This window comes from Pseudovibrio flavus (assembly GCF_009711345.1).
Taxonomy (GTDB): domain Bacteria; phylum Pseudomonadota; class Alphaproteobacteria; order Rhizobiales; family Stappiaceae; genus Pseudovibrio; species Pseudovibrio flavus.
In genome coordinates, this window is record NZ_SMMA01000058.1 from 1 (window position 1) to 21,577 (window position 21,577).

The 21,577-nt window shown below is 51.1% G+C and carries 25 protein-coding genes; 5 read left to right on the forward strand and 20 right to left on the reverse strand.

The annotated features are described in order from the left end of the window. The 19 genes from E1162_RS06685 to motA all read right to left on the reverse strand — a co-directional run. A partial coding sequence (locus tag E1162_RS06685) for a flagellin N-terminal helical domain-containing protein (protein WP_155128582.1) occupies positions 1-1,157 on the reverse strand: 1,157 nt, incomplete at its 3' end. A gap of 512 nt (positions 1,158-1,669) precedes the next feature. Beyond that, entirely contained in the window at positions 1,670-2,857 is a 1,188-nt protein-coding gene (locus E1162_RS06690) for a flagellin N-terminal helical domain-containing protein (RefSeq protein ID WP_155128584.1), read from the reverse strand. A 399-nt stretch (positions 2,858-3,256) separates the two neighbouring features. Further along, positions 3,257-3,982 (reverse strand): flagellar type III secretion system pore protein FliP, encoded by a 726-nt coding sequence (fliP, locus tag E1162_RS06695; RefSeq protein ID WP_155128854.1) that lies wholly within the window; start codon positions 3,980-3,982, stop codon positions 3,257-3,259. Positions 3,983-4,002: 20 nt separating this feature from the next. Continuing rightward, entirely contained in the window at positions 4,003-4,527 is a 525-nt protein-coding gene (locus E1162_RS06700) for a flagellar basal body-associated FliL family protein (RefSeq protein ID WP_155128586.1), read from the reverse strand. Beyond that, complete coding sequence (flgH, locus tag E1162_RS06705) at positions 4,528-5,235, reverse strand: flagellar basal body L-ring protein FlgH (RefSeq protein WP_155128588.1); 708 nt, start codon at positions 5,233-5,235, stop codon at positions 4,528-4,530. Beyond that, positions 5,232-5,726 carry a MotE family protein gene (locus E1162_RS06710; protein WP_155128590.1) on the reverse strand — a complete coding sequence of 165 codons (495 nt, stop codon included), beginning with the start codon at positions 5,724-5,726 and terminating at the stop codon, positions 5,232-5,234. Before E1162_RS06710 ends, flgH begins: the two co-directional genes overlap by 4 nt. 152 nt (positions 5,727-5,878) lie before the next feature. Continuing rightward, positions 5,879-7,012 carry a flagellar basal body P-ring protein FlgI gene (gene flgI, locus E1162_RS06715; RefSeq protein WP_371311836.1) on the reverse strand — a complete coding sequence of 378 codons (1,134 nt, stop codon included), beginning with the start codon at positions 7,010-7,012 and terminating at the stop codon, positions 5,879-5,881. 4 nt (positions 7,013-7,016) lie between these two features. Next, the gene (flgA, locus tag E1162_RS06720) at positions 7,017-7,493 is read right to left on the reverse strand and encodes a flagellar basal body P-ring formation chaperone FlgA (RefSeq protein WP_371311837.1); all 477 of its coding nucleotides are present in this window, start codon (positions 7,491-7,493) and stop codon (positions 7,017-7,019) included. 22 nt (positions 7,494-7,515) lie between these two features. Continuing rightward, complete coding sequence (flgG, locus tag E1162_RS06725) at positions 7,516-8,304, reverse strand: flagellar basal-body rod protein FlgG (RefSeq protein ID WP_155128594.1); 789 nt, start codon at positions 8,302-8,304, stop codon at positions 7,516-7,518. Positions 8,305-8,317: 13 nt separating this feature from the next. Beyond that, on the reverse strand, positions 8,318-8,656 hold the full coding sequence (fliE, locus tag E1162_RS06730) for a flagellar hook-basal body complex protein FliE (RefSeq protein ID WP_155128596.1): 339 nt from the start codon (positions 8,654-8,656) through the stop codon (positions 8,318-8,320). Next, on the reverse strand, positions 8,656-9,075 hold the full coding sequence (flgC, locus tag E1162_RS06735) for a flagellar basal body rod protein FlgC (protein ID WP_155128598.1): 420 nt from the start codon (positions 9,073-9,075) through the stop codon (positions 8,656-8,658). The genes fliE and flgC overlap by 1 nt, the downstream gene beginning before the upstream one ends. A gap of 3 nt (positions 9,076-9,078) precedes the next feature. Beyond that, a complete protein-coding gene (gene flgB, locus E1162_RS06740) occupies positions 9,079-9,462 on the reverse strand; it encodes a flagellar basal body rod protein FlgB (protein ID WP_155128600.1) in 384 nt (127 codons plus the stop codon). A 207-nt stretch (positions 9,463-9,669) separates the two neighbouring features. Further along, positions 9,670-10,119, reverse strand: coding sequence for a BspJ family T4SS effector nucleomodulin (locus tag E1162_RS06745; protein ID WP_155128602.1), 450 nt, complete (start codon positions 10,117-10,119; stop codon positions 9,670-9,672). Positions 10,120-10,147: 28 nt separating this feature from the next. Continuing rightward, a complete protein-coding gene (gene flhB, locus E1162_RS06750) occupies positions 10,148-11,215 on the reverse strand; it encodes a flagellar biosynthesis protein FlhB (protein ID WP_155128604.1) in 1,068 nt (355 codons plus the stop codon). 46 nt (positions 11,216-11,261) lie between these two features. Beyond that, positions 11,262-12,296 carry a flagellar motor switch protein FliG gene (locus E1162_RS06755; RefSeq protein WP_155128606.1) on the reverse strand — a complete coding sequence of 345 codons (1,035 nt, stop codon included), beginning with the start codon at positions 12,294-12,296 and terminating at the stop codon, positions 11,262-11,264. A 21-nt stretch (positions 12,297-12,317) separates the two neighbouring features. Then, the gene (gene fliN, locus E1162_RS06760) at positions 12,318-12,629 is read right to left on the reverse strand and encodes a flagellar motor switch protein FliN (protein WP_257098734.1); all 312 of its coding nucleotides are present in this window, start codon (positions 12,627-12,629) and stop codon (positions 12,318-12,320) included. A 119-nt stretch (positions 12,630-12,748) separates the two neighbouring features. Then, a complete protein-coding gene (locus E1162_RS06765; RefSeq protein WP_155128610.1) occupies positions 12,749-13,345 on the reverse strand; it encodes a hypothetical protein in 597 nt (198 codons plus the stop codon). Next, positions 13,326-14,291: a flagellar motor switch protein FliM gene (locus E1162_RS06770; RefSeq protein WP_155128612.1), complete on the reverse strand. Its 966-nt coding sequence runs from the start codon at positions 14,289-14,291 to the stop codon at positions 13,326-13,328. The genes E1162_RS06765 and E1162_RS06770 overlap by 20 nt, the downstream gene beginning before the upstream one ends. Further along, positions 14,288-15,151, reverse strand: coding sequence for a flagellar motor stator protein MotA (gene motA, locus E1162_RS06775; protein ID WP_155128614.1), 864 nt, complete (start codon positions 15,149-15,151; stop codon positions 14,288-14,290). The genes E1162_RS06770 and motA overlap by 4 nt, the downstream gene beginning before the upstream one ends. A 149-nt stretch (positions 15,152-15,300) precedes the next feature. Between motA and E1162_RS06780 the strand changes: the two genes are divergently transcribed. The 4 genes from E1162_RS06780 to fliI are packed head-to-tail and all read left to right on the forward strand — an operon-like array spanning position 15,301 to position 18,824. Next, the gene (locus tag E1162_RS06780; protein ID WP_155128616.1) at positions 15,301-16,074 is read left to right on the forward strand and encodes a DUF1217 domain-containing protein; all 774 of its coding nucleotides are present in this window, start codon (positions 15,301-15,303) and stop codon (positions 16,072-16,074) included. Positions 16,075-16,078: 4 nt separating this feature from the next. Beyond that, a complete protein-coding gene (gene flgF / locus E1162_RS06785; protein WP_155128618.1) occupies positions 16,079-16,801 on the forward strand; it encodes a flagellar basal-body rod protein FlgF in 723 nt (240 codons plus the stop codon). Beyond that, complete coding sequence (locus tag E1162_RS06790) at positions 16,802-17,518, forward strand: hypothetical protein (protein WP_155128620.1); 717 nt, start codon at positions 16,802-16,804, stop codon at positions 17,516-17,518. Then, positions 17,505-18,824 carry a flagellar protein export ATPase FliI gene (fliI, locus tag E1162_RS06795; protein ID WP_155128622.1) on the forward strand — a complete coding sequence of 440 codons (1,320 nt, stop codon included), beginning with the start codon at positions 17,505-17,507 and terminating at the stop codon, positions 18,822-18,824. Before E1162_RS06790 ends, fliI begins: the two co-directional genes overlap by 14 nt. A gap of 21 nt (positions 18,825-18,845) precedes the next feature. Here the strand turns inward: fliI and E1162_RS06800 are convergent, their stop codons facing one another. Next, complete coding sequence (locus E1162_RS06800; protein ID WP_155128624.1) at positions 18,846-19,520, reverse strand: response regulator transcription factor; 675 nt, start codon at positions 19,518-19,520, stop codon at positions 18,846-18,848. 673 nt (positions 19,521-20,193) lie between these two features. On the opposite strand from E1162_RS06800, the gene E1162_RS06805 reads away from it, so the two are divergent. Beyond that, positions 20,194-21,516 carry a UDP-glucose dehydrogenase family protein gene (locus tag E1162_RS06805; RefSeq protein ID WP_155128627.1) on the forward strand — a complete coding sequence of 441 codons (1,323 nt, stop codon included), beginning with the start codon at positions 20,194-20,196 and terminating at the stop codon, positions 21,514-21,516. The last annotated feature ends 61 nt before the right edge of the window (positions 21,517-21,577 follow it).

Consider the following 21,577-nt stretch of genomic DNA (forward strand, 5'->3'; position numbering starts at 1 on the left):
TGAATGCCGAGCTGCTGCTGGGTCTGCAGAGCTTGAAGGCGAGTGGACTCTTCGTTCATGTCTGCGTCAACGAGCTGACCAACACCGCGGTCAACTGCGTCCTGCAGGTTACCAACGAATTCAGACTGCATGTCGATACGGGACTTAGCAGAACCAAGAGTGGTAGCCGCGTCAGTCATTGCCTGAATCTGCTTATCTAGACCGGATGTGATGGATTCGAGTTTCGCGATATCTGCATCACTATCGGTTAATTTGGAAATATCCAAAGTCAAGACAGACTGGCCACCAAGGTAGTTGGCGTCGTAAGTTGCCGCGCCAGTGGTCGTATCTAGAGTAACACCAAACTTTGCAGCATCAGTACCGATATCGGCCGCAGCACCCCAAGTTGCTTTAACCGCCGCGTTGAAGGCCTTTTCCTCATCTGTAGCGTCAGCTTCAGGAGTGATTGCGATTTCCTTCATGATTTCTTCTGCGGTAAAGGTTCCAGTAACGTCTACTAATTCAGTAGCAGTACCTTTGCTTTCAGCAATCTTAGCTTGAAGTTTCTTATTCAAAGCCTCTGTTGCGTTTTCCAGCAGCGTCTCGTTAGACACAGAAAGACCACTATCCAGAATACCGGTATTCCCATTGCTATCAATCAAGGTAGTTCCAGTTGTATCAATTGTGATTTTCTGGATAGTTACGTTACCAGCGGAGTCACGAGTAAAACCACCAACAACTTCCTTGTTGAAGTTTGCAGTAGCGGAATCCTGCTCAAGCCAGTTTTCACCGTTAAAAGATGCAGAACCTGAAATAGTTTTCAACTGCTCCTGAAGAGCGCTGATATCTTCTTGAATCTTGCCGCGATCAACACCAGGCTCAGTTGCAGCAACCAGCTTGGATTTGATTTCATCAACAACGTCAACAGCCTGATCAACAGCGGTGAACGCAACATCAACAGTTGCAGCACCAAGACCGAGAGCATCACCAACAGCGTCCATAGCTTTGTTATCGGACTTCATGGTTGTCGCGATAGACCAGTAAGCAGCGTTGTCGGAAGCATCGTTCACGCGCAGACCGGTGGAGATACGGCTCTGAGTGGTTTCCAGGTCTTTATTGATGGTCTGCAGAGTCTGCAGAGCAACCATTGCAGAAGAGTTAGTCAAAAGAGATGACATTGTATTAGTCCCTAAAAAGAAAAATTAGTGGGACATGCCGGAGTATGAATACCGGCTCGGCGCATAAAAGCATCATACTCTACTTGGCTAAAACAATGTGCCAGTAGTGCGCGACTTTGCAGAATGTGTCTGCTTTCAACGCCAAGTAGTGACTGCTTTTTCCTTAAAATCCACGCGTACAAATACGCAGACGACCACTGCAAAGCTCTCGCTCTACAATGGCAAAAAATCATATTCTAACAATTTTAAACGTATTATAGCTCAATTGGAGGCTATAGTTTTATTTCAACTTAATAGTGTATTCTGACCTTCCCTAACTCCCTTATCTTGGGTTGCAGATGAATAAAGAAATCACGCGTTTTTCAAATTGCCGTTAGACCAAAAAAGATCATTGCGACAAGGCTGATGCCTGACGCGAGCTTCTTGATAAAACAGTTTTTAGATTATCATTTGCGAAAAGATGGGAGCGAAATTCGCCCCCATCTACTATCGCAGATTGTACTTCTCTACCCTTAGCGGAACAGAGAAAGAATGTTCTGAGACTGTGAATTAGCGATGGAAAGCGCCTGAATACCCAGCTGCTGCTGAGTCTGCAGAGCCTGAAGACGGGTTGATTCTTCGTTCATGTCTGCATCAACGAGCTGGCCAACGCCGCGGTCAACTGCGTCCTGCAGGTTGCCAACGAACTCAGACTGCATGTCGATACGGGACTTAGCAGAACCAAGAGTGGTTGCCGCGTCAGTCATCGCCTGAATCTGACCGTCGAGAGCAGAAGTGATAGCTTCCAGCTCAGCAATGTCAGTTTCACTGTCGGTCAGACCGGAAATGTCGATGGTGAGAACGGACATTTCAGCAGGAGCGTTGGTGGTAGACGCAACCCAGTTGGTACCATCGTGCTCGAGGTTGAAGTCTGCAGTATCAAATGCGGCTTCAAGGCCTGCTGCGTCGGTGTAAGCTGCTTTCAGGGTTTCCTGAAGTTCAAAGCCTGGGTCACCTGCAGTCAAAGAACCGCCGATTGCAGTCATTGCTTGATCAAGGCTTACTTCGCCAAGATCGCCATAGCCGAGTTCTTCAGCTTTAGCTGCAACAGTTGCGTTAAGAGCTTTGGTCGCTTTGTCCTTAGCAACGTCGAGGGAGAAATCCTTATCCAGGATACCTGCGCCGTTACCGCTGGTGTCGATCAATGTAGTACCAGAAGTGTCGATGTCGATTTTCTGGATGGTTACATTGCCGTCGGAGTCACGAGTGAAACCGCCTACAACTTCTTTGTTGAAGTTTGCAGTGGTGGAATCCTGAGACAGCCAGTTTTCACCGTTAAAGGATGCGGATTCAGCGATGGTTACCAGCTGGTCCTGAAGAGCGCTGATATCTTCCTGAATCTTGCCGCGATCAACACCAGGCTCGGTTGCAGCAACCAGCTTGGATTTGATTTCGTCCACAACGTCAACAGCCTGGTCAACTGCGGTGAATGCAACGTCTACAGTTGCTGCACCAAGACCAAGAGCATCACCAACAGCGTCCATAGCTTTGTTATCGGACTTCATGGTTGTCGCGATAGACCAGTAAGCAGCGTTGTCGGAAGCATCGTTCACGCGCAGACCGGTGGAGATACGGCTCTGAGTGGTTTCCAGGTCTTTATTGATGGTCTGCAGAGTCTGCAGAGCGACCATTGCGGAAGAGTTAGTCAGAAGAGAAGACATATTATTTTGTCCCTAAAGTAAGTCAAAGTGGGACATGCCGGATTGAAACCGGCGCAGCGTATTGAAGCATCATGCTCTACTAAAATTTTAATCTAATCTCAGTAGTACGCTGATTGGTTGAGCTGTATCGCTCATGCATCTTTTATAGATTCCTCAGAGTGATTCTGTCCATAGTCGAATCAGCGTAAAACAACTTCCGCGTGAGCTATACATCCAATGCGGGTATATATTCCACAAGCTATTGCAATATAAAAATAAACATCTAATTTTATGCAACTATTACTATAAAACAGGAAAACATTTCGCTTATTTATATAAATGCGCAAGAAACAAAGAAAAAGGCGCAGAGAATTAGATCTCTACGCCTTAAAAAGCGAAATAACTGTAACTGTATTGGCGCTAGATAAACGACCTGATGAGTCCGGCAGTCAGCAGATGCCAACCATCGATAAGCACAAAGAAGAGCACTTTGAAGGGTAGCGAGATCACCGTTGGTGGTAGCATCATCATACCCATGGACATAGTCAGCGTTGCAACGATCATATCGATGACGACAAAGGGCAGTGCGATGAGAAATCCTATCTCGAAACCGCGCCGTAACTCCGAGATCATAAAGGCCGGAATAAGCACGCGCAGGTCGATCTCTTCCACCGGCGCGTTTTTGTCGTAGTTGAATGAACTCACAGCAAGATCATCGAAAAGAACGAGGTCCTTTTCACGAACATTATCCAGCATAAACTCCCTGAAAGGAGCCGTTATGTTCTTGTAAGCGACCCGCTCGGTTATCTCGTTATCGATCAGCGGCTTAAGGCCGGTCTGCCACGCCTTATCAAAAGTGGGCGCCATGACGTAAAAGGTCATAAACAACGCAAGCGAGATCAAAATGATATTTGCTGGCGTTGTCTGCAGGCCCATTGAGGAACGCAGGAAGGAGAAGGCAACCACAAAGCGCGTGAAGCTGGTCACCATAATCAGAATACCCGGCGCCAGTGATAGCACCGTCAATATGAGAACATATTGAATTATGCGCCCGGAAGCAGTGGCCTGCCCTTCTGGCAACAAAGCTGACAGGTCAAGCTCTTGGGAAAACGCTGCAGACGTTGTGGCTAGCAGTATACCAAGCATCCAACCGAGACGAGACAACGTCACTGCAGCACCACCGATTCAATGATGAGCTCACGCACTGCATCGCCGCCGCGAATTGTTGCTCGCTCGTTGAGGTCATCGCGCAGACGCAATAAACCTCTAGAGCCCTCCAACTGGCGTGGCCCCAATGTTCTTGCGTAGATCAGCAGGTCCTGCTCAATTTCCTTGGCAAGGGCAGCGAAGGCCTCTTCATCAACCACCTGACTATTGAGGATGAGCGAACTCTCGATACGGATCCATGTACCGGAGGACGATAGCAGGTTCGTCACAATAGGCTTGAGCGCAAAGATATGGCTTTTGCTCGCATAAACGGGGTTGATTACGCCTTCCTCGCTCTCGGCCTTACGCTCCTCAAGCAACTGGGTGTGCACACTCCTGACAAGGGAGCTTGCAAAGAGGTACCCTCCCCCAACCGCAAGTGCGGTAAGAAACACAATGGCACCAGCTAACGCACCAACAGACGCCAGTTTTGGCGCAGGTTTACGTGCTGCAGGCTCTTCAGCTGAAAATTCTTGAAGACTCATTTAGTAAGGCCACACGTTATCTAGCAGCTGCTGGCCCCATCCCGGCTGCTGCACTTCAGTCATACGACCACGACCACCGTAAGAAACGCGCGCTTCTGCGATCTTGTCATATTCGATAGTATTTCGGCTGGTGATGTCTTGCGGGCGAACAATACCTGCTACGGAAAGCACTCGAACCTCGTAGTTCACGCGCACTTCCTGCTGACCGCTTATGATGAGGTTACCGTTTGGCAACACCTGCGTTACGACCGCAGCGACGGAAAGCTCGACAGTGTCTTTACGATCAACCTCTGCATCACCCTTGAATCGGGAGTTTGCACCGATCTCGCCGCTGTAGTTACCAGAGCCCGTGAAGCTCTTGCCCCATGTGCCTTCCAATGCACCGGAGGAGCTTGAGGCTGAGTCTCTGCTTCTTTCCGAGGTATTTTCAAGCTTGGCGGTATCGTTGATAAGAACCTTTACGGTTAATACATCGCCAATAGCTTTCGCACGCGGGTCACGGAAAAAGTCCTGCTCACCATCGGCCCAAAGCCCGTTGTAGGCCTTTTTTCCGTAGGAGCTTTGCGGTCCAGTCGTAACCGGCAGTGGCCCAACGTGCGGTGCTAGACCATTACCGACTGGACTTAACGCAGGTTCCTTGCGGATATTTTCGACAGAACTGCAACCGGCAAGCAAACCGGCAAGGGCAACGAGATATAGGGCCCTCATAGACCGGCTCCTTTTGCTGTCTTTTGCGTCAATAGCGCCATGCTGTCAGCCAGATAGGCAGCGCGCTCGGCAGGCATTTCAGCCAGAATGCCGCCAGCTTGACGTGGTTTCATTTGAAGAAGGACAGAAACGGCTGTCTTGTCATCAAGGGTAGATAGCTGCTCGGCAGCCGCATCGGCTCGCATGTTGGCGTAGATCTGTACGACATGCCCCTCTGCTCTTCGCAGAATTTCATCACGCTTTTTCACCCAATGCTGCAGCTCAGCGGTTTTCTCTTCCAGCGCTTTCAGCTTGGCGTCCATCTCTTCCTTTGCAGCAAAGATGGCTCTCATCTGCCACTGAAGGCGGGTATCGGAAGCTGAGTTAGCAACAGAGTCGCAATAGGCCTTTGCCTCGTTGACGGCCTCTTCCTTCAGCGCATGAGGGAGTGCTGGCGCCTGAGCATTTGCAGCGGGAGAAAGTGTCGGCGGCACTTCTGCAGCTACGGGCAATACTCCCCCGCAGCTCATTAGAAGAACTGTCGCTAGCAGACTTTTATAGCCTAAAGACCGTTTTGAGTTCATTGCAGCCGTACTAAATAGATAATCTAGAGGCACTATGACGCTGCTAGCTTGCCCGTGGCTTATGTCTCTGCGCAAGGTGATTACTTGACGACCAGAGTTGCCTGTAGCGCCCCTGCACTCTTGATGGATTGCAAGATGGAGATGATACCGCTCGGCTTCAGTCCAATTCTATTCAGACCGCGAACAAGCGTCTGCAAGTCGGTCCCCTGCACGATCTGCATTTGACCGCCGGTTTCTGTCACCTCAATGTCGGTACGAGGCACCACAACGGTTTCAGCATTACCGCCAATTGTGAACGGCGACGGCTGCGATACCACCGGCGTTTCTGCAATCTGAACGGTGATATTGCCATGGGTGACAGCAACGGTGGAAACGCGGACGTTCTGACCAATAACGACAGTTCCGCTCTTTTCGTTGATGACGACACGCGCAGGAGTATCGGGCTGAACCATCAGCCCTTCAATCTCGGCGACGAAGCGAACTGCACTAATGCCCGACGGACGCTTCACTTCAACAGAGCGATAGTCCTGCTCGGATGCCATTTTGCGGCCATAACGGGTCGTCGTGTAGGCGTTGATAGCGTCTGTAACGCGAACAGCGGTTTTGAAGTCCGGATTTTTAAGCTCAAAGACGAGCGATGGAACTTTGGAAAAGCGGTCTGGCAGCGTTTTTTCGATCAACGCACCATTGGCAATCATGCCCGCTGTCGGCACGCCTTGTGTGATGGAAGCAGCGTCGCCCTCAACAGCAAAGCCGGACACAGACACAGGCCCCTGCGCTACCGCATAAACGTTTCCGTCAGCGCCCATGAGCGGGGTTACCAGAAGCGTACCACCTTGCAAGGACGTGGAATCGCCCAATGAACCGACAGAAACGTCAATCTTGGAACCGTTGCCAGCAAATGGCGGCAATTCAGCTGTCACAACAACAGCTGCAACGTTTCGCGAGCGCAGCTGAGCATCACGAACGTTGACACCCATACGCTCCAGCATCGATTGCAGCGATTGCTCGGTAAATGGCGAGTTACGCATTGTGTCGCCAGAGCCATCCAGCCCGACGACGATACCATAACCAACCAACTGATTATCTCGCACGCCGCGAAGGTCAGCGATATCTTTAATGCGAACGAGTGCGGATGCTGGCCCAACTGAGGAGAAAGCAAATAGCGCTAGCGCAGCAAGGGATCCGGCGACACGGGTAAATTTAGAGAACACCTTCTCAACCACCTTCTACTAGCAAAGTGCCATCTTCTTGAACGACACCGACCACTTGAAGACCGGTATCAAGGTTTTTGGCTTTGACCGTTTCACCCACAGCGCCAGACTGGAGCGGTTCAACAACCGCGATGATCTCAAGACCATCCTCACGGAATATGAGCTTTGCAAGCGTTCCGCGCCGCACAATGAGCGGTTCGCGGGTGGCATTCAGCGCAATTGGATGTCCGGGAATAAGGGTGCGTTTTGCTTCCTTGCCCAAAATAGCGTCTTCATGACGATGTATTGGCATGCCCGCTATTGAGCGCTTCAAAACCCGCTGCTGTGTCAGCATACCCTCTTCGATCAAGTCGCCGGGATAGATAACAAGATTAGGGACAGGAATTTCGGTAACTTTGGACTGGGCGAAAGCTGTAGCGCCGTTACTGAGCGCAATCACCACAAGCGTAACTGCCGATAGTTTTCTGGCTACACTTTTCACCAGTCCTCACTTCCCGCTAAGATTAGCGAATGCCCTTGGAAACAGTACCGGCCATTTCATCTGCCGCCTGCACAACCTTCGAATTCATTTCGTAGGCACGCTGCGCGCTGATGAGCTCGGTAATCTGCTTGACCGGATCAACGTTGGACTGCTCAAGATAACCTTGATGCATAACGCCGTAGCCAGCATCACCAGCAGCACCTTCAACACCAGCGCCAGATGCCTCGGTCTCTCTAAACAGATTACCGCCAACAGCCATCAGACCTGCGTCATTTACAAAGTTGGTGAGCGTAATCTGTCCAAGTTCTTGAGGGGCCTGATCGCCATCAAACACAGCAAAAACTTCACCGCTCTCGTTGATAGCCACTTTGACAGCATCTTCAGGAACAACGAGGCCCGGCTCGATTTCATAGCCATCAAGTGTAACGATAGTTCCCTCGCCGTTGACGTTGAAAGAGCCAGCTCTGGTGTAGAGTGTTTCCCCGTCCGGGCCTGCAATTCGGAACCAGCCGCGACCGTCGATCGCAAGATCAAGCGCGTTACCGGTTTGAACCAAGGAACCTTGCGTGTGCATGCTACGAACAGCTGCCGTTTTCACGCCAAGGCCCTGAGTGACACCTTCAGGGATCGGGGATTCACCGCCACGGTTAGACACACCGGCTGCACGATCAATCTGATAAAGAAGATCCGTGAACTCGGCTCTGGATGCCTTGAACGCAGTCGTGTTCATATTAGCGATGTTGTTGGAGATCACTTCCAGATTGGTCTGCTGGGCAGACATACCTGTTGCAGCAATTGCCAGAGCCTTCATTGCAGGATTTCCCTTAGATACTCATACGTGAGAATTCTTGATAGGCCTCTACGACCTTGTCGCGGATTGCCAAAGCGCTCTGCAAAGAGAGTTCAGCTTTCATGACGGCTTCCACAACGTTTTGAGCGGATGTTTCACCGCGCATACCGCCGATAGAGGCCGCTTCTGCGGACTTAAGGTCCTGAGAGGTTGAGTTGAGGGCCTGTGCCATGCTGTCGGCAAAGCTCTCCTGCGTTTGATTTACCGCCTGAGCTTCACTCGTCGAATACTGGCGCACTCTAGACGTATCACCCAAAGCGCCAACGCCGCGCAGGGAAGAAACCCCGCCCAGGCCAGAAATCGCATCAACCATTATCGGGACCTCAATAAATCAATTGTTCTATTAATCATGGCGCTGGTCTGCTTCATCACCTGCAAGCCCGCTTCATAAGAACGGGTCGTCTCGCGCATATCGGCAAGCTCAACCAACATATTCACGTTCGGCAGTTTAACATTGCCGTTTTCATCAGCAGCTGGATGGGAAGGATCGTATTCAACGCGAAACGGACTATCGTCCCGTCCGATCTTTTTCACATCAACAAGCTCGGCGCCCAACAGACGATCGATCTCGGAGTTGAAGGTAATCGTCTTACGGGAATAAGGCTCGGCACCAGCCGTTTCACCAGTGGAGTTTGCGTTGGCAAGGTTTTCAGAAACAACCCGCATACGCTGGGATTGCGCATGCAAACCTGAACCGGAAATCCTTAGAGATGCAGATAATGGATCAATCATGGCTTATCTCTTACCAAGGCTTGCCAGCATCAAACCGTGGAATGAACTGGTGATCGAAGTTGTAAGGTTATGAGAACGGGCAACCTCGCCCGCTTTAATCATTTCTTGCTCTAGGGAGACGGAGTTCTTGGAGTCATGAACTTCCCATGCTTCGCCGGGTTTCACCTCGAACTGACCAGCCTTGCCTGCGCCAATGTTCATATGGCCGCTGTCGGTCATAGCCATGGTTAATTTGGTCTGATCAAGGATTTCACGAAAAGGCTCAACGTCTTTGGATGCGAAACCTGGAGTATCCGCATTGGCGACGTTCTGCGCAATCGTCGTCTGACGAACTGAAAGCCAGCTCGATTGACGTGCAGCAAGATCGAAAATGTAGACAGGTTCCAAAATGCACCCCACTTAGCAGTCGTCGCATGGGGATAGCAGCTCAATCTTGCCCGTAGCTGACAGGTTACCGCCCTAAGTTGCGCAATTCATTGGGGGAACTGTTTTCTGAGATATCAAAATGCTTGATAAACAAAGGGTTAACAGCAAAAAGCAGCCCTACCCTCTCCTAAAGTAGAACTGCGTGATAATTCTGGAGGAAAACGCCTGCTAGCGCTGGATCAAAGCATCTGCAACGGCATCGGCCAGCTGCTGTGTGTTTGCCTTGGCATCGTGCGAGGGATTATCAAAGGCTACGTACTTGATCGACACAGCTGTGTTTCGTGGAAGCAAATAAAGATCAAAGAGAACTTTGACGCCCATATTGGTAAAGTTCAGCGAGAAGCTTGCAGCTATCTCACCTTCCCAAGCCAACTCAATCCCGGAGTCATCGGCAAACTTCAACGTGCCATCACGGAAGAACATTTCCGATGATGAGTCAACCAGGTCGGCGATATTTGCGTTTTCATGACCAAGGATATGGCGTGCCAGCGCGGACAGGTCTACGAGACGAAGCTCAGTTGCGACTGGAAGAACCGCCTTGGCCAATATCGCCTCGCGATTAATGTCCTCAGCATGAGCATCTATAACGCGATCATTTTCTCTTGGTATGTTATTCAATGACCCAACCTTGCACGCGAACCGGAAACTAATTTCTTCTACCTAGATATACGTAGGATATAATTTCTGCAACCGCTCTATAGTATTCAGCCGGGATATATTGATCGATAGCAACAGATGCATACAAAGAACGAGCAAGAAGTTTGTCTTCAACTACCGGAACATTATTCAGGTAGGCTATCTCCTTGATCTTTAGTGCAAGAAGATCTTGGCCTTTGGCAACCACCATAGGTGCAGCCGATTCCTCTCTATTGTAATAGAGCGCTACGGCAAAGTGGGTCGGGTTTGCTACGACAACGGTTGCTTCTGCTACACTTGACATCATGCGTTTACGAGCACGGTCACGGGCGAGCGAGCGCATACGCGCCTTAACAATCGGATCGCCTTCCGCCTGCTTGTATTCGTCTTTGAGATCCTGTTTGGTCATGCGCAGGTTCTTACGCCATTGGAACCGCGCCAACACCAGATCGAAACCGACAAGCGCGATTGTCGCGACACAGATTGCCGAAAGAAGCTTCATTGCAATCGACAGGATTGTTTCGGGCAATGCATGTGGGTCCACATACATTGTCGTCAACGCTGTCGCTTGCTGAGACTTCAGCACAATCAATGCCACAACCGTCACAATGGACAGCTTCAACAAGGATTTCAAAAACTCCATCGCACCGTTCATGCTGAAAATCCGACCAAAACCAGCTCTGATGGAAATGCGGTTCAGCTTGGGCTGTATCCGATCCACAACGAGTCTAGGTGTGTTCTGCAAAAAGGAAGAGGCAACGCCTAGTAGGATGATCAACCCCGCGATTGGCAAAAGAAAGGCACCGAAACTGAACGCAGAAATCCGCATTAGTTCCAATGCGTCATTCTTGCCGTCGAGCCGTATCTCGCCAGGATTATCTAAAAACCAACGCAAGAAGCCGATCAGTCCGCTCGCGCCATCAACAAAAGCAAATGTAAAAATTAAAAGCATTGCAACGAAGGTCGCCAGAACAGAGGCTTCCTTCGAAACGGGAATATTACCTTTTTCAATCGCATCACGAATTTTCTTCTCAGTAGGCTCCTCCGTTTTGCTATCGGGATCTTGATCGTCCGCCATTAATTACACTCAGACCTTCGAGGGCGTATACATCCAGACGCAAGGCCTAGATGTACACCTCATCACCACGACCGATTTCCAGATCGATTTCGCCAGTGCTTGCCTTCTCAAGGGCCAAATCTGTGATCTGACGACGAGCATCAAGAACTTCACGCTGTGCAACTGGCTCACCAGCAGCCAGATCGTTCTCGACGATACGACGCGCACGGCCAGACATAGACTGCAAGATCGCAGCGCGGAACTCCGGCTTCGTGCCTTTCAGAGCGGTGGTTACCAGTTCTGTCGTCACGTCGTCGAAGATGATCATGCGGGTACGAGGATCCAGATTGACGATGTCCTCGAAGGTGAACAGGAGGCCAGCCAACTGCTCCGCAGACTTTGGCAATACTTCGCGCAGGTTCGACAACGTATCTTCCAGATCGTCGCGTTCCATCTTGTTGAGGATGTCGGCCATACGAACGTGAGAGTCCGAACCAACGGTCCTTGCAAAGTTCACCATGAAGTCTTCGTGAAGCGTTTTTTGCACTTCCTCAGCGACATCTTCCACGATCGGCTTCAAGGTCAGCATACGGCGCACGATCTCGTTGCGCTTGCGACGCGGGATTTGAGAAAGGACGCCAGCAGCACCGCCCGCCGTGATTTTGGAGAGAATGAACGCTGCTGTCTGAGGGTGCTCTTTTTGGAGGTAGGTCGACAGAACATGCTCTGAAATCTGGGAGACTTTGTCCCAGATGGACCGTTTGGAATAGCCCATAACGTCAGACATGATCTCGTCAACCTGATCGGCAGGCACAACGCCCTTAATCAGGCTTTCAGCGCCTTCCACGGTACCAAAAAGGTTCACACCGTCTGTAAACATGCCAATGAATTCGTCGATAAGCTGATCAAGCTCTCTTGCAGGCACAGTTCCCAGTTCAGCCGCGGCGCGGGTGATCATACGCAGTTCGTCATTGTCGAAGTGCGAAAGAACACGGCCAGCTTTTTCATTGCCCATAGCCAAAAGCAGGGCAGCAGCTTTCTGGGTTCCGGACTTATGCAGGAAGCCCTTATCAGTCTTAAGCGCTGGAAGAATCTCTGACATGTTTTACAGCTTTCAATAGTCCTAGGCGTAGCTGCCTTTAGCGCCGACGATCTCGGTAAGAGACACACCGAAACGGGAGTTATCGTCTTCGACAACCACAATCTCGCCGCGAGCAACGGTGCGACCGTTGACGACGATATTGACAGGCTCGCCTACACGGTGATCGAGCGGGATTACCGCGCCGCGGCCAAGCTTGAGCAAGCTTGCAACAGGCATGGTTGCGGAGCCCAGAACCACCTGCATATCAACCGGAATGCCCAGAACAGCTTCGAGGTTACGGTCAACGTTTGCGCTACTCACGCCTGCGTTTTTGTTATTGTTCGAGCTGCCCATAGCATCGCTAAACATAGCGTCTTCAATGGACATATCCGCTTCAGCTGCTGCTGCTTCCCACTGCGCTGCCAGAGCCTCGTCGCTCATTTCATTCGGGTTGGACATAACTTATTCCCTCTTCAATCTTTTTTGTCGGTGCTGTTTACCGTCCTGAAGGAAACTCCCTGTCCGAAAGTTACCTTGCGCACCCGCACACTTTGATTATCTACCGTGGATACAGAAAGACCTTCGGAGCTACCGCTCTTGCGCTCGGCGCCCAACATGTCCGCCACAGAAGTGACCCGCTTAGGCTTGCCGCTTTCATCTTTGTTCCCGCCCAGCTCGTCAGGAATGTGGTAGGCAGGTTCTTGAGAGGTCCGCGAAGAACGGGCACCAGATTGGCGGCCAGTTCGCGAGCCATTGAGAATGGCCAGCTGGTCCTGAAGAAGTTTCGCTTCGTTCTGCGCTTTTGCAATCAGCGCATTCAGGTCCATCGTCACATCGCGGGCGTCATCAATGCGCTTACCCAGTGTCGATACGATTTCCTCACCGCGCACTTTCAGCTCCTGAAGAGACACACCGATCTGGTCCATCGCGTCGCTGGTCTGATCAAAGATGCGCTTGTAGTCTTCGTGGTGACTGGAAAGAATTTTCAGCTGCCGGTACATGACGACAACGCGCCAAGTGGTAACCATCAAGGCAAGCAGCAAAAATCCATCAATTAGATAGGATGTCATCCAAGAGCTCCCCTTCTTGCTGGATCAACTCCTCAACACGCACGGTGTAGGAGCCGGCGACTTGCCCCAGCTTACAATTGAATAGCGGCTGACCATTACAATGCAGCCTTACAGGTGTTTTAGGTGTAGCGTTCAACTCAAGAACAAGACCAACCTCGAACTGGGCCACTTCGTCCAGTGTGAGGCGCTGCTCTTCAAGAACTGCGGTAAGTTTGACTTCGGTACGCTGAATTTCGCTCTGGAACTGTTTGGTCCAGCGGGTATCGCGACCAGAGACTTCGCCAGAGAGAACCTGAGTAAGGTTCTGACGCATCGGGTTAAGGGCAGCCTGCGGCAGGATAATGAAAATCTCACCCTGACGGCCGATAATCTCAGCATTCATGCGGCACAGCACACATGGGTTACTGCGGCGACCCGTTTGAGCGAACTCCGTTCTGGTTTCCAGACGCTCGACTTTCAAAGTCGCATCTGCAATCGCACCGAACGCGCTTTCCAGAGCAAGGGCTGCTTCATCGAACATGCGGCGCGCCAAGCGGTGCTCGACGTTGGTCAGTGCTCGATCTTCGATATAGGTATCTTCTTCACCGTCACCGCCAAGCAGCAGTTCAATCATGGAGAAGATAAAGGACTTATCAAAGCCGAGCAGAATGCGAGCATCCCATTCAGGTGCATGCAAAACCGCGATAACTGCACGGTCCTCATATTCGTCCAGCGCCTCGCCGATACGCTCGTTTGAAACGGACTTCACCGCGATATAAGGCGCGGACGCTGCCATCTGGCGAAGGGTATCAATGTACTGACGGGCCATGCGGTCGAAAACCACATGAAGCATTGGCAGACGGTCAACACCAAGACCGCCAGCATCAAGCAGGCGGGATGGTAGATCGAATTTCGCAGCAGAAACCTGAACGTCTTCGTTATCGATGACCTGCGCGCTTTGCATCATTTAGATCCTCCGCTGTTCATGGTTTCCTGCTCGACTTCATCAATGGAAGGACGGTCATCAGCAGCAATCGTCTTGCGGCCGTATTCCAGCGCAATCTGCGGAGCTGCCCCGTTCATGAATGCCAGAAGCGTCTGTTTAACTTCGATGTAGAGACCATACTTGCGCTCACGCACACCTTTGATGCGGGTCGCAATTGGGCCAACAACGCCGTAGGAGAGGAAGATACCGAGGAATGTACCAACAAGCGCAGCACCAATAAGTGCGCCCAGAACCTCAGGTTCCTGATCGATGGCGCCCATCGCTTTAATAATGCCAAGCACCGCCGCCACAATACCCAGCGCAGGCAGCGCTTCAGATACCATTGTAAGCGCAGCATAAGGCTTCAACTCTTCACGGCCGAGCGTCACAAGCTCTTCATCCATAAGAGCTTCGATCTCGTGCGGACGAACGTTGCCGATAACGATCAAACGGAAATAGTCGCAAATGAAAGAGGTGAGCGATTTATTCGCCAGAACCTTTGGAAAGCGCTGGAACAACTCGGAATTTGCCGGATTGTCGATAATGGCTTCCACATCGTTACGGCCTTTGGACCGCATGATGCGCATAAGCTCGTAAAGCACACTCAAAATATCAAGGTGATCGCGCTTCTTCGGAGACTGGTTCAGCAGAGCTTCTTTAATGCCTGCGCCAGTATCACGAATGGTCTTGAACGAGTTGGCGATAATAAAGGTACCAAACGCCGTACCGCCAATAATCACAAATTCAAAAGGCTGCCACAAAACGCTGATGTAGCCGCCCATCGCGACGTAACCACCAATCATTGAAGCAATAATGATTACAAAACCAACTAGAAAATTCAAAACTATCTCCACTTGATCCATTAGAACCAATAGCGGGAAGTGATAGCGGCGTATGCTTGTCTGAAACTGATGCAGCGCACACCAGCCTCGGGCAAGCAAACCTCTTCATTATGACAGTGAATTTTGTGATAAGCGCTTGCAGGTAAAAGATGCTCGATACAACGCTACGCTACACCATGGTGACCCGCGACTATGAAAAGACAGTCGCGATGAAGGCTGCCGACCCGATGGTGCAACGCGAATCCGAGTACTACCTTGAAACCATCCGAGACATAAAAACCATCGATGAGTTTCTCGCAAATGATCGTATCTTCAACTATGCGATGGAGGCGATGGGCCTTGGGGACATGACCTGGGCCAAAGGCATGATGCGCGAGGCTTTGGAGGGCGGCGTCTCCGAAGATGACTCTTTTGCCAACATGATGACAGACGAGCGCTACGCTGATTTTGTCACCGCCTTCAACTTTGAAGCTTATGGCGAGACTGCTACCAGCTTTGATCGCGCACAGCAGGAAATCGTTGACGCTTACATTCAGCAATCTATCGAGACCACTGAAGGCGAGCAGAACAACGGCGTGCGCCTTGCTTTGTATTTCGAGCGTAAGGCCCCAGAAATCAACAGTGCCTACGACATCCTCGCTGATCCCGCTCTTTATGAAGTGGTTAGCATCGCGATTGGTATGCCGGACAGCTTGCGCGGCTCTGATGTGGACAGACAGGCAGACTACATCAACGAGCGCCTTGATATCGCATCCCTTAAAGACCCAGAGGTTCTGGAGGACTTTATTTTGAAGTTCACCAACCTTTATGACGTTACCTACAATGTTACCGCCGCCCCTACCCTGCAACTGTTTGCAGGATCAGGCAATGGTGTTAGCCCCGACCTGCTTCTTCAGGTCAATAGCTTGAAACTGGGAGGCTAAGCCTATGGAATCCGGACTTTACGTTTCCCTTTCAGCGCAGCTTTCGCTTGAACGGCGCATGGATACGGTGGCGCGAAACGTCGCCAACATGAACACCGCTGGCTACCGCGCCGACGCCGTAAGCTTTTCCAGCCTTGTTTCCAACGCTGGTGAGCATCCGGTTTCCTTTGCTTCCATGGGAGAAACGTTTGTAGACCGCCAAGCAGGTCCTATTACCCACACAGGCAACCCGCTTGATGTTGCGATTGATGGCGACGGATGGCTGGGCATCGTAACCGGCAATGGCACAGGCTATACCCGAGACGGGCGAATGCAGCTTGGTATTGACGGCGTTCTTCGCACAGTGAACGGTAACCCAGTTACCGACGTTGGCGGAACGCCTGTAGCGGTTGACCCACAAGGCGGCCCTCTTACCATCACAAAAGACGGCACGATCTCGCAAGGCGGCCAGCAGGTTGCAGTACTTGGCCTCTTCCAGCTTGCAAAAGATGCGACACTCACACGAGCAGGTAATTCCGGTTTTCTGTCAGATAAGCCAGCTACTGCCGTGGTCGAATTCACGAACAACGGTTTCCAACAGGGATATGCCGAAGGCTCAAACGTCAACCCGATGATGGAAATGACAAGCCTCATCAGCATTTCCCGCGCTTTTGACAGTGCAAACTCCGCAATTCAAAAAATGGAGGATGCCCAGCAAAAAGCAGTTCGAGACCTAGGGGACGTTTAATTGCAAGTTGACCGCATAGGCGGCTCGCGTCCTGCACACGAGCTGGATACTCAAAGTCAAAGCGATATTGCGCCTACAAAAAATAGTGGTAGCGAACCCTTTTCCTTGGGGGAACTGGTTGATTTTGTTAATCCGCTGCAACACATCCCGCTCGTGAACACCCTTTACCGCGAGATAACCGGAGACGAAGCGTCTTCGCGCTCCCGTGTAGCCGGAAGCATGCTTTACGGCACTTTAGCAGCGGGACCGCTCGGCGCTGTTGGACTAACTGCACTTAACATCACAGAGATGGCTGTTACCGGCAAACTCCAAGAGGATGTAGAACAAACCGATCGTGCTCAATCCGTTGCAGAGCTTTCTCGCAAAATTGCCGTACCGGATCCGCTTGATAGCGCGAAAGCACTTTCGCCAGCGGCGGTGAGTGAACAACTGCAGCAATCCACCCGCGCTGTTCTTCCGCAAAAAGTGGCGATGAATGTGGGGGAGCCACTCTCCACGGTGAGCGTCAAAACAGATGCGATTAAGCCACCTGCCAATGAGCCCACCGATCATTACGTTTCTCCAAGGAAAGTAACCCAAGAGGTCAATGATCCTTTGGGAATGGCGCAACTTGATACAGCGAGCCTTGCTGCCGACCCAAGAAATGTATTGAGCCCAGAACTCCTAAATGCGCTCCAAAGCCGCCATTTGAACGCCCTGAGAAATGAATCCACTTAACGCTCTTGAAGCCCTTACCCAAAGCCTACCGGTTAACCGATGGGAGATCGAGGTAAGCGGGAAGGTCTGCGAGGTTAGTCCAAGCTACTTGAAGGTTAAGGGGCTTAGCAGCGGTGTAAACCTTGGCGATCAAGTTTCCTATCTTCGTGTCAACGGTGCGACAGCCTACGGTGAAGTCATCCGCGTCGAGCAAGATAGCGTTATTGTAAAGCCCTACACAGCGCGTACCGACATTGGCCTTGGTACCAAGGTTACAAGACAGGGCGTTCTGAGCTTCAGACCAGATGAGAGTTGGCGTGGTCGCATTATTGATGCGCGCGGACGACCGATTGATAACCTCGGCCCTTTAAAGCAGGGCTGTAGTTCGGTTCTGTTCGATGCCCCACCGCCGCAAGCAATCAGCCGTTCCCGCGTAACCAAAGCCGCACGTACCGGCATTCGGGCTATCGACCTGTTTACGCCAATGTGTCATGGCCAGCGCCTTGGTATCTTTGCAGGTTCAGGTGTGGGCAAGTCCACCACCCTTTCCATGATCGCGCGAAGCAATGACTTCGATACAGTTGTTATTGGACTAATTGGCGAGCGCGGCCGTGAAGTTCGAGAATTTATTGAAGAGACACTCGGCGATCAGCTTGGAAAGTCCGTAGTGGTGGTTGCCACTGGCGATGAAAGCTCCATGATGCGCCGCCTTGCGCCAAAGACCGCAGTTACGCTAGCAGAGTACTTCCGCGATAAAGGTCAGGCGGTCCTTCTGGTACTCGACAGCATTACCCGATACGCGCACGCCCTGCGCGATGTTGCCCTTGCAGCAGGTGAGCCGGCGCTTTCTCGCGGCTACCCGCCTAGCGTTTTTGCAGACCTACCTGCCCTTCTGGAACGAACTGGCCCCGGCATGGATGGCAGCGGAACCATTACAGCTGTGTTCTCGGTGCTCGTAGACGGCGATGATCACAACGATCCGGTAGCCGATAATATTCGCGGCCTACTTGATGGGCATATCGTTCTTGATCGCCACATCGCTGAAGAAGGTCGCTATCCGGCGATGAACCTTCTTTCTTCAGTCTCGCGGCTGGCCCATCACGCTTGGTCGCCGCAAGAGCGCGAACTGGTCTTGAAGCTTCGATCAATGGTCGCACGCTTTGAAGACACAAAAGACCTGCGCATGATGGGCGGTTACAAAGCGGGCACCGATGCGTTTCTGGATCAGGCAATCGAGCTTGTCCCAAAGCTCTACAGAGCCTTGACCCAACCACAAAACGCACCAGCCAGCCGCGATGCCTTCACAGAACTTGCCCAGCTTCTGTAGCAATAAAAAAAGCCCCAACGTTTAGTTGGGGCTGATGATATATCCAAGATACCTTTTTGAATCGATCGGGTCGTATCCCATCCGCGAGCGCAGTTTTTTGCGCAGCTTGCTGATGTGGCTTTCAATCACGTTCTCATCTACTTCGCTTTCGAAGATACCGTAAACGAAGTTGTAGATTTGCGTTTTCGTAAGCCTGCGGCCGTTGTTGCGTGCAAGATACTCCAAGATGCGACGCTCACGCCTTGGCAGGGCAAGTGGCTCACCTTTGGCCTCTGGGTCACGTCCATCGAAGAAGACTGTCAGATCACCAATGGAAATCTCCATAGGCTGAGAAGAAGACCTACGACGAATTGCATTAACACGCGCCAAAATTTCCTGAGGATGGACCGGCTTGCGCAAAACATCATCTACACCAGCGGCAAACCATTTCAACGTATGGTCTAGCGATGGCGCACTATCCAAAATAATGAGAGGCTTCTTCTGACAGCGTCGGCGCACAACCTGCAAGGCCTGCTGCAACGACACACACTCTCCGATCAAAATTGCCTCTACGGCCTCGAAGTCTGCGTCGTGCGCGGCTTCCATCCAGTCCAGAAAGTCGTCAGGTGCAAACCCACTGGTTGCAACCCCCTCCCTCTCCAAACCCGAGGCGTAGCCTTCTGTAACGAGCCTCTGCTCATCTACAATCAGATACATCAAACCAACCCGAATTCATTCGCACTCAATTTGAAGTATTACGAACAGCAACTTCCTGTCAAATGAGTTGAATCTGCGTACAGAGATGTAAATTGGAAGCAATTTCCACTAAATTTTTATGCAATTAAATGACAAATACGATAAGTATACTTACGCACACACCTCAAAACCCCATGATTTTGCGGGTGTTTTTAGAAGAGGTGCAACCAATTCGCCCCTTACGGAAAGATGCCGCATGCACCTTACACAATTTTAGGCAACATCATTTTTTACAGATTCAACAATTAAAAGGACTAATACCAGTTACAAATATGCTGCTCTTTTGTTGGGGAATTTGCCGTTTTTGTGTCCAAACTATGCCAAATATGACCCGCTTAAACGTTTCGCCTGACAGATTCTTTCAATTTTTCGGCATGCAGCTGAGGTCGTTTTGGCTTTGGACTCAGCATACGCCTCATCAGGTTTTTAAAGCAGTGCAATTTTAACGTCGGTATTGACGATAAATCAGATTACGTTCGCAAGCGCTGGGTGATAAGCGGCAGATTGGTCCACATAAAGTGGAGGCATGCACTACTGGTCTTGAGACTTGGACTTTTCTTTGTAACAACCAGCGGCTAATAAAGGCCCCAATATACGCTATATTTAATTAGGTTTAGCCGCTTCAGGAGGCAGTATGGATATAACGGTTATTGGTAGTGGCTATGTAGGCCTCGTATCCGGGGCGTGCTTTGCTGATTTCGGTCACAATGTGACATGCGTTGACAAGGACCTCGGCAAAATCGAGAAGCTCAACGAAGGCCTCATTCCTATCTTCGAGCCGGGCCTCGATGAGCTGGTTCAGAGAAACGCAGAGGCCGGGCGCCTCAAATTCACAACAAACCTGAAGGACGCTGTAAAAGCTGCCGAGGTTGTCTTTATTGCAGTTGGCACGCCATCCCGTCGCGGCGACGGACATGCAGACCTTAGCTACGTCTACGCAGCCGCCGCGGAGATTGCTTCTGCCATCGAAGGGTTTACTGTCATCGTCAACAAATCAACCGTTCCAGTAGGAACGGGCGATGAGGTTGAGCGCATTATTCGCGAGACGAACCCTAAAGCAGACTTTGCAGTTGTTTCTAACCCTGAATTCCTTCGTGAAGGCGCAGCTATTGATGACTTCAAACGCCCTGACCGTATCGTTGTAGGCACATCAGGCGAGCGTGAGAAAGAGGTAATGGCAGAGGTCTACCGCCCTCTCTACCTCAACCAGTCACCACTTCTGTTTACATCCAGACGCACCTCAGAGCTTATCAAGTACGCAGGCAACGCGTTTCTTGCAATGAAGATCACCTTCATCAACGAAATCGCGGACCTTTGTGAAGCTGTTGGTGCCAACGTTCAGGAAGTCGCTCGCGGCATCGGCCTTGATAATCGCATTGGCTCCAAGTTCCTGCACGCGGGCCCAGGTTATGGCGGCTCATGCTTCCCTAAAGACACCTTGGCGCTGGTGAAGACCGCTCAGGATCACGCAACACCAATCCGTCTTATCGAGACTACCTGCGCGGTGAACGATCTTCGCAAACGTTCTATGGCACGCAAGGTTATCGAGGCTGTTGGTGGTGATGCTAGAGGTAAGAAGATCGCAGTCCTTGGTTTGACATTCAAACCCAATACTGATGACATGCGCGACAGCCCTGCCCTTTCTGTCATCCAAGCTCTTCAAGATAAAGGTGCGAATATTCATGCCTACGACCCAGAAGGCATGGAAAGCGCGGCCACACTCCTTGATGACGTGATATTCGGCGGCAATGCTTATGATATTGCAGAAAATGCAGATGCCCTTGTGATTGTTACCGAGTGGAACGCATTTAGAGCACTCGACTTCACCAAGCTCAAATCAGCCATGAATACGCCGACGCTCGTCGATCTTCGCAATATCTACCGGAAAGAAGAATTAGAAAAGCATGGCTTTTCCTACTTCTGCGTTGGCCGGCCAGATCAAGAGCTGACCTCTTAAATTTTATAGTGAGGCGGGAGGGACTCCCCTTCCGCCCCTGTATTTATGTAATCATATTCTG

Bases quoted from the DNA above. Each gene is read 5' to 3' on its own strand.
- E1162_RS06690 (WP_155128584.1), bottom strand. From the start codon at position 2,857: ATGTCTTCTCTTCTGACTAACTCTTCCGCAATGGTCGCTCTGCAGACT.
- fliP (WP_155128854.1), bottom strand. From the start codon at position 3,982: ATGCTTGGTATACTGCTAGCCACAACGTCTGCAGCGTTTTCCCAAGAG.
- E1162_RS06700 (WP_155128586.1), bottom strand. From the start codon at position 4,527: ATGAGTCTTCAAGAATTTTCAGCTGAAGAGCCTGCAGCACGTAAACCT.
- flgH (WP_155128588.1), bottom strand. From the start codon at position 5,235: ATGAGGGCCCTATATCTCGTTGCCCTTGCCGGTTTGCTTGCCGGTTGC.
- flgG (WP_155128594.1), bottom strand. From the start codon at position 8,304: ATGAAGGCTCTGGCAATTGCTGCAACAGGTATGTCTGCCCAGCAGACC.
- fliE (WP_155128596.1), bottom strand. From the start codon at position 8,656: ATGGTTGATGCGATTTCTGGCCTGGGCGGGGTTTCTTCCCTGCGCGGC.
- flgC (WP_155128598.1), bottom strand. From the start codon at position 9,075: ATGATTGATCCATTATCTGCATCTCTAAGGATTTCCGGTTCAGGTTTG.
- flhB (WP_155128604.1), bottom strand. From the start codon at position 11,215: ATGGCGGACGATCAAGATCCCGATAGCAAAACGGAGGAGCCTACTGAG.
- E1162_RS06755 (WP_155128606.1), bottom strand. From the start codon at position 12,296: ATGTCAGAGATTCTTCCAGCGCTTAAGACTGATAAGGGCTTCCTGCAT.
- fliN (WP_257098734.1), bottom strand. From the start codon at position 12,629: ATGGGCAGCTCGAACAATAACAAAAACGCAGGCGTGAGTAGCGCAAAC.
- E1162_RS06765 (WP_155128610.1), bottom strand. From the start codon at position 13,345: ATGACATCCTATCTAATTGATGGATTTTTGCTGCTTGCCTTGATGGTT.
- E1162_RS06770 (WP_155128612.1), bottom strand. From the start codon at position 14,291: ATGATGCAAAGCGCGCAGGTCATCGATAACGAAGACGTTCAGGTTTCT.
- E1162_RS06780 (WP_155128616.1), top strand. From the start codon at position 15,301: ATGCTCGATACAACGCTACGCTACACCATGGTGACCCGCGACTATGAA.
- flgF (WP_155128618.1), top strand. From the start codon at position 16,079: ATGGAATCCGGACTTTACGTTTCCCTTTCAGCGCAGCTTTCGCTTGAA.
- fliI (WP_155128622.1), top strand. From the start codon at position 17,505: ATGAATCCACTTAACGCTCTTGAAGCCCTTACCCAAAGCCTACCGGTT.
- E1162_RS06800 (WP_155128624.1), bottom strand. From the start codon at position 19,520: ATGTATCTGATTGTAGATGAGCAGAGGCTCGTTACAGAAGGCTACGCC.
- E1162_RS06805 (WP_155128627.1), top strand. From the start codon at position 20,194: ATGGATATAACGGTTATTGGTAGTGGCTATGTAGGCCTCGTATCCGGG.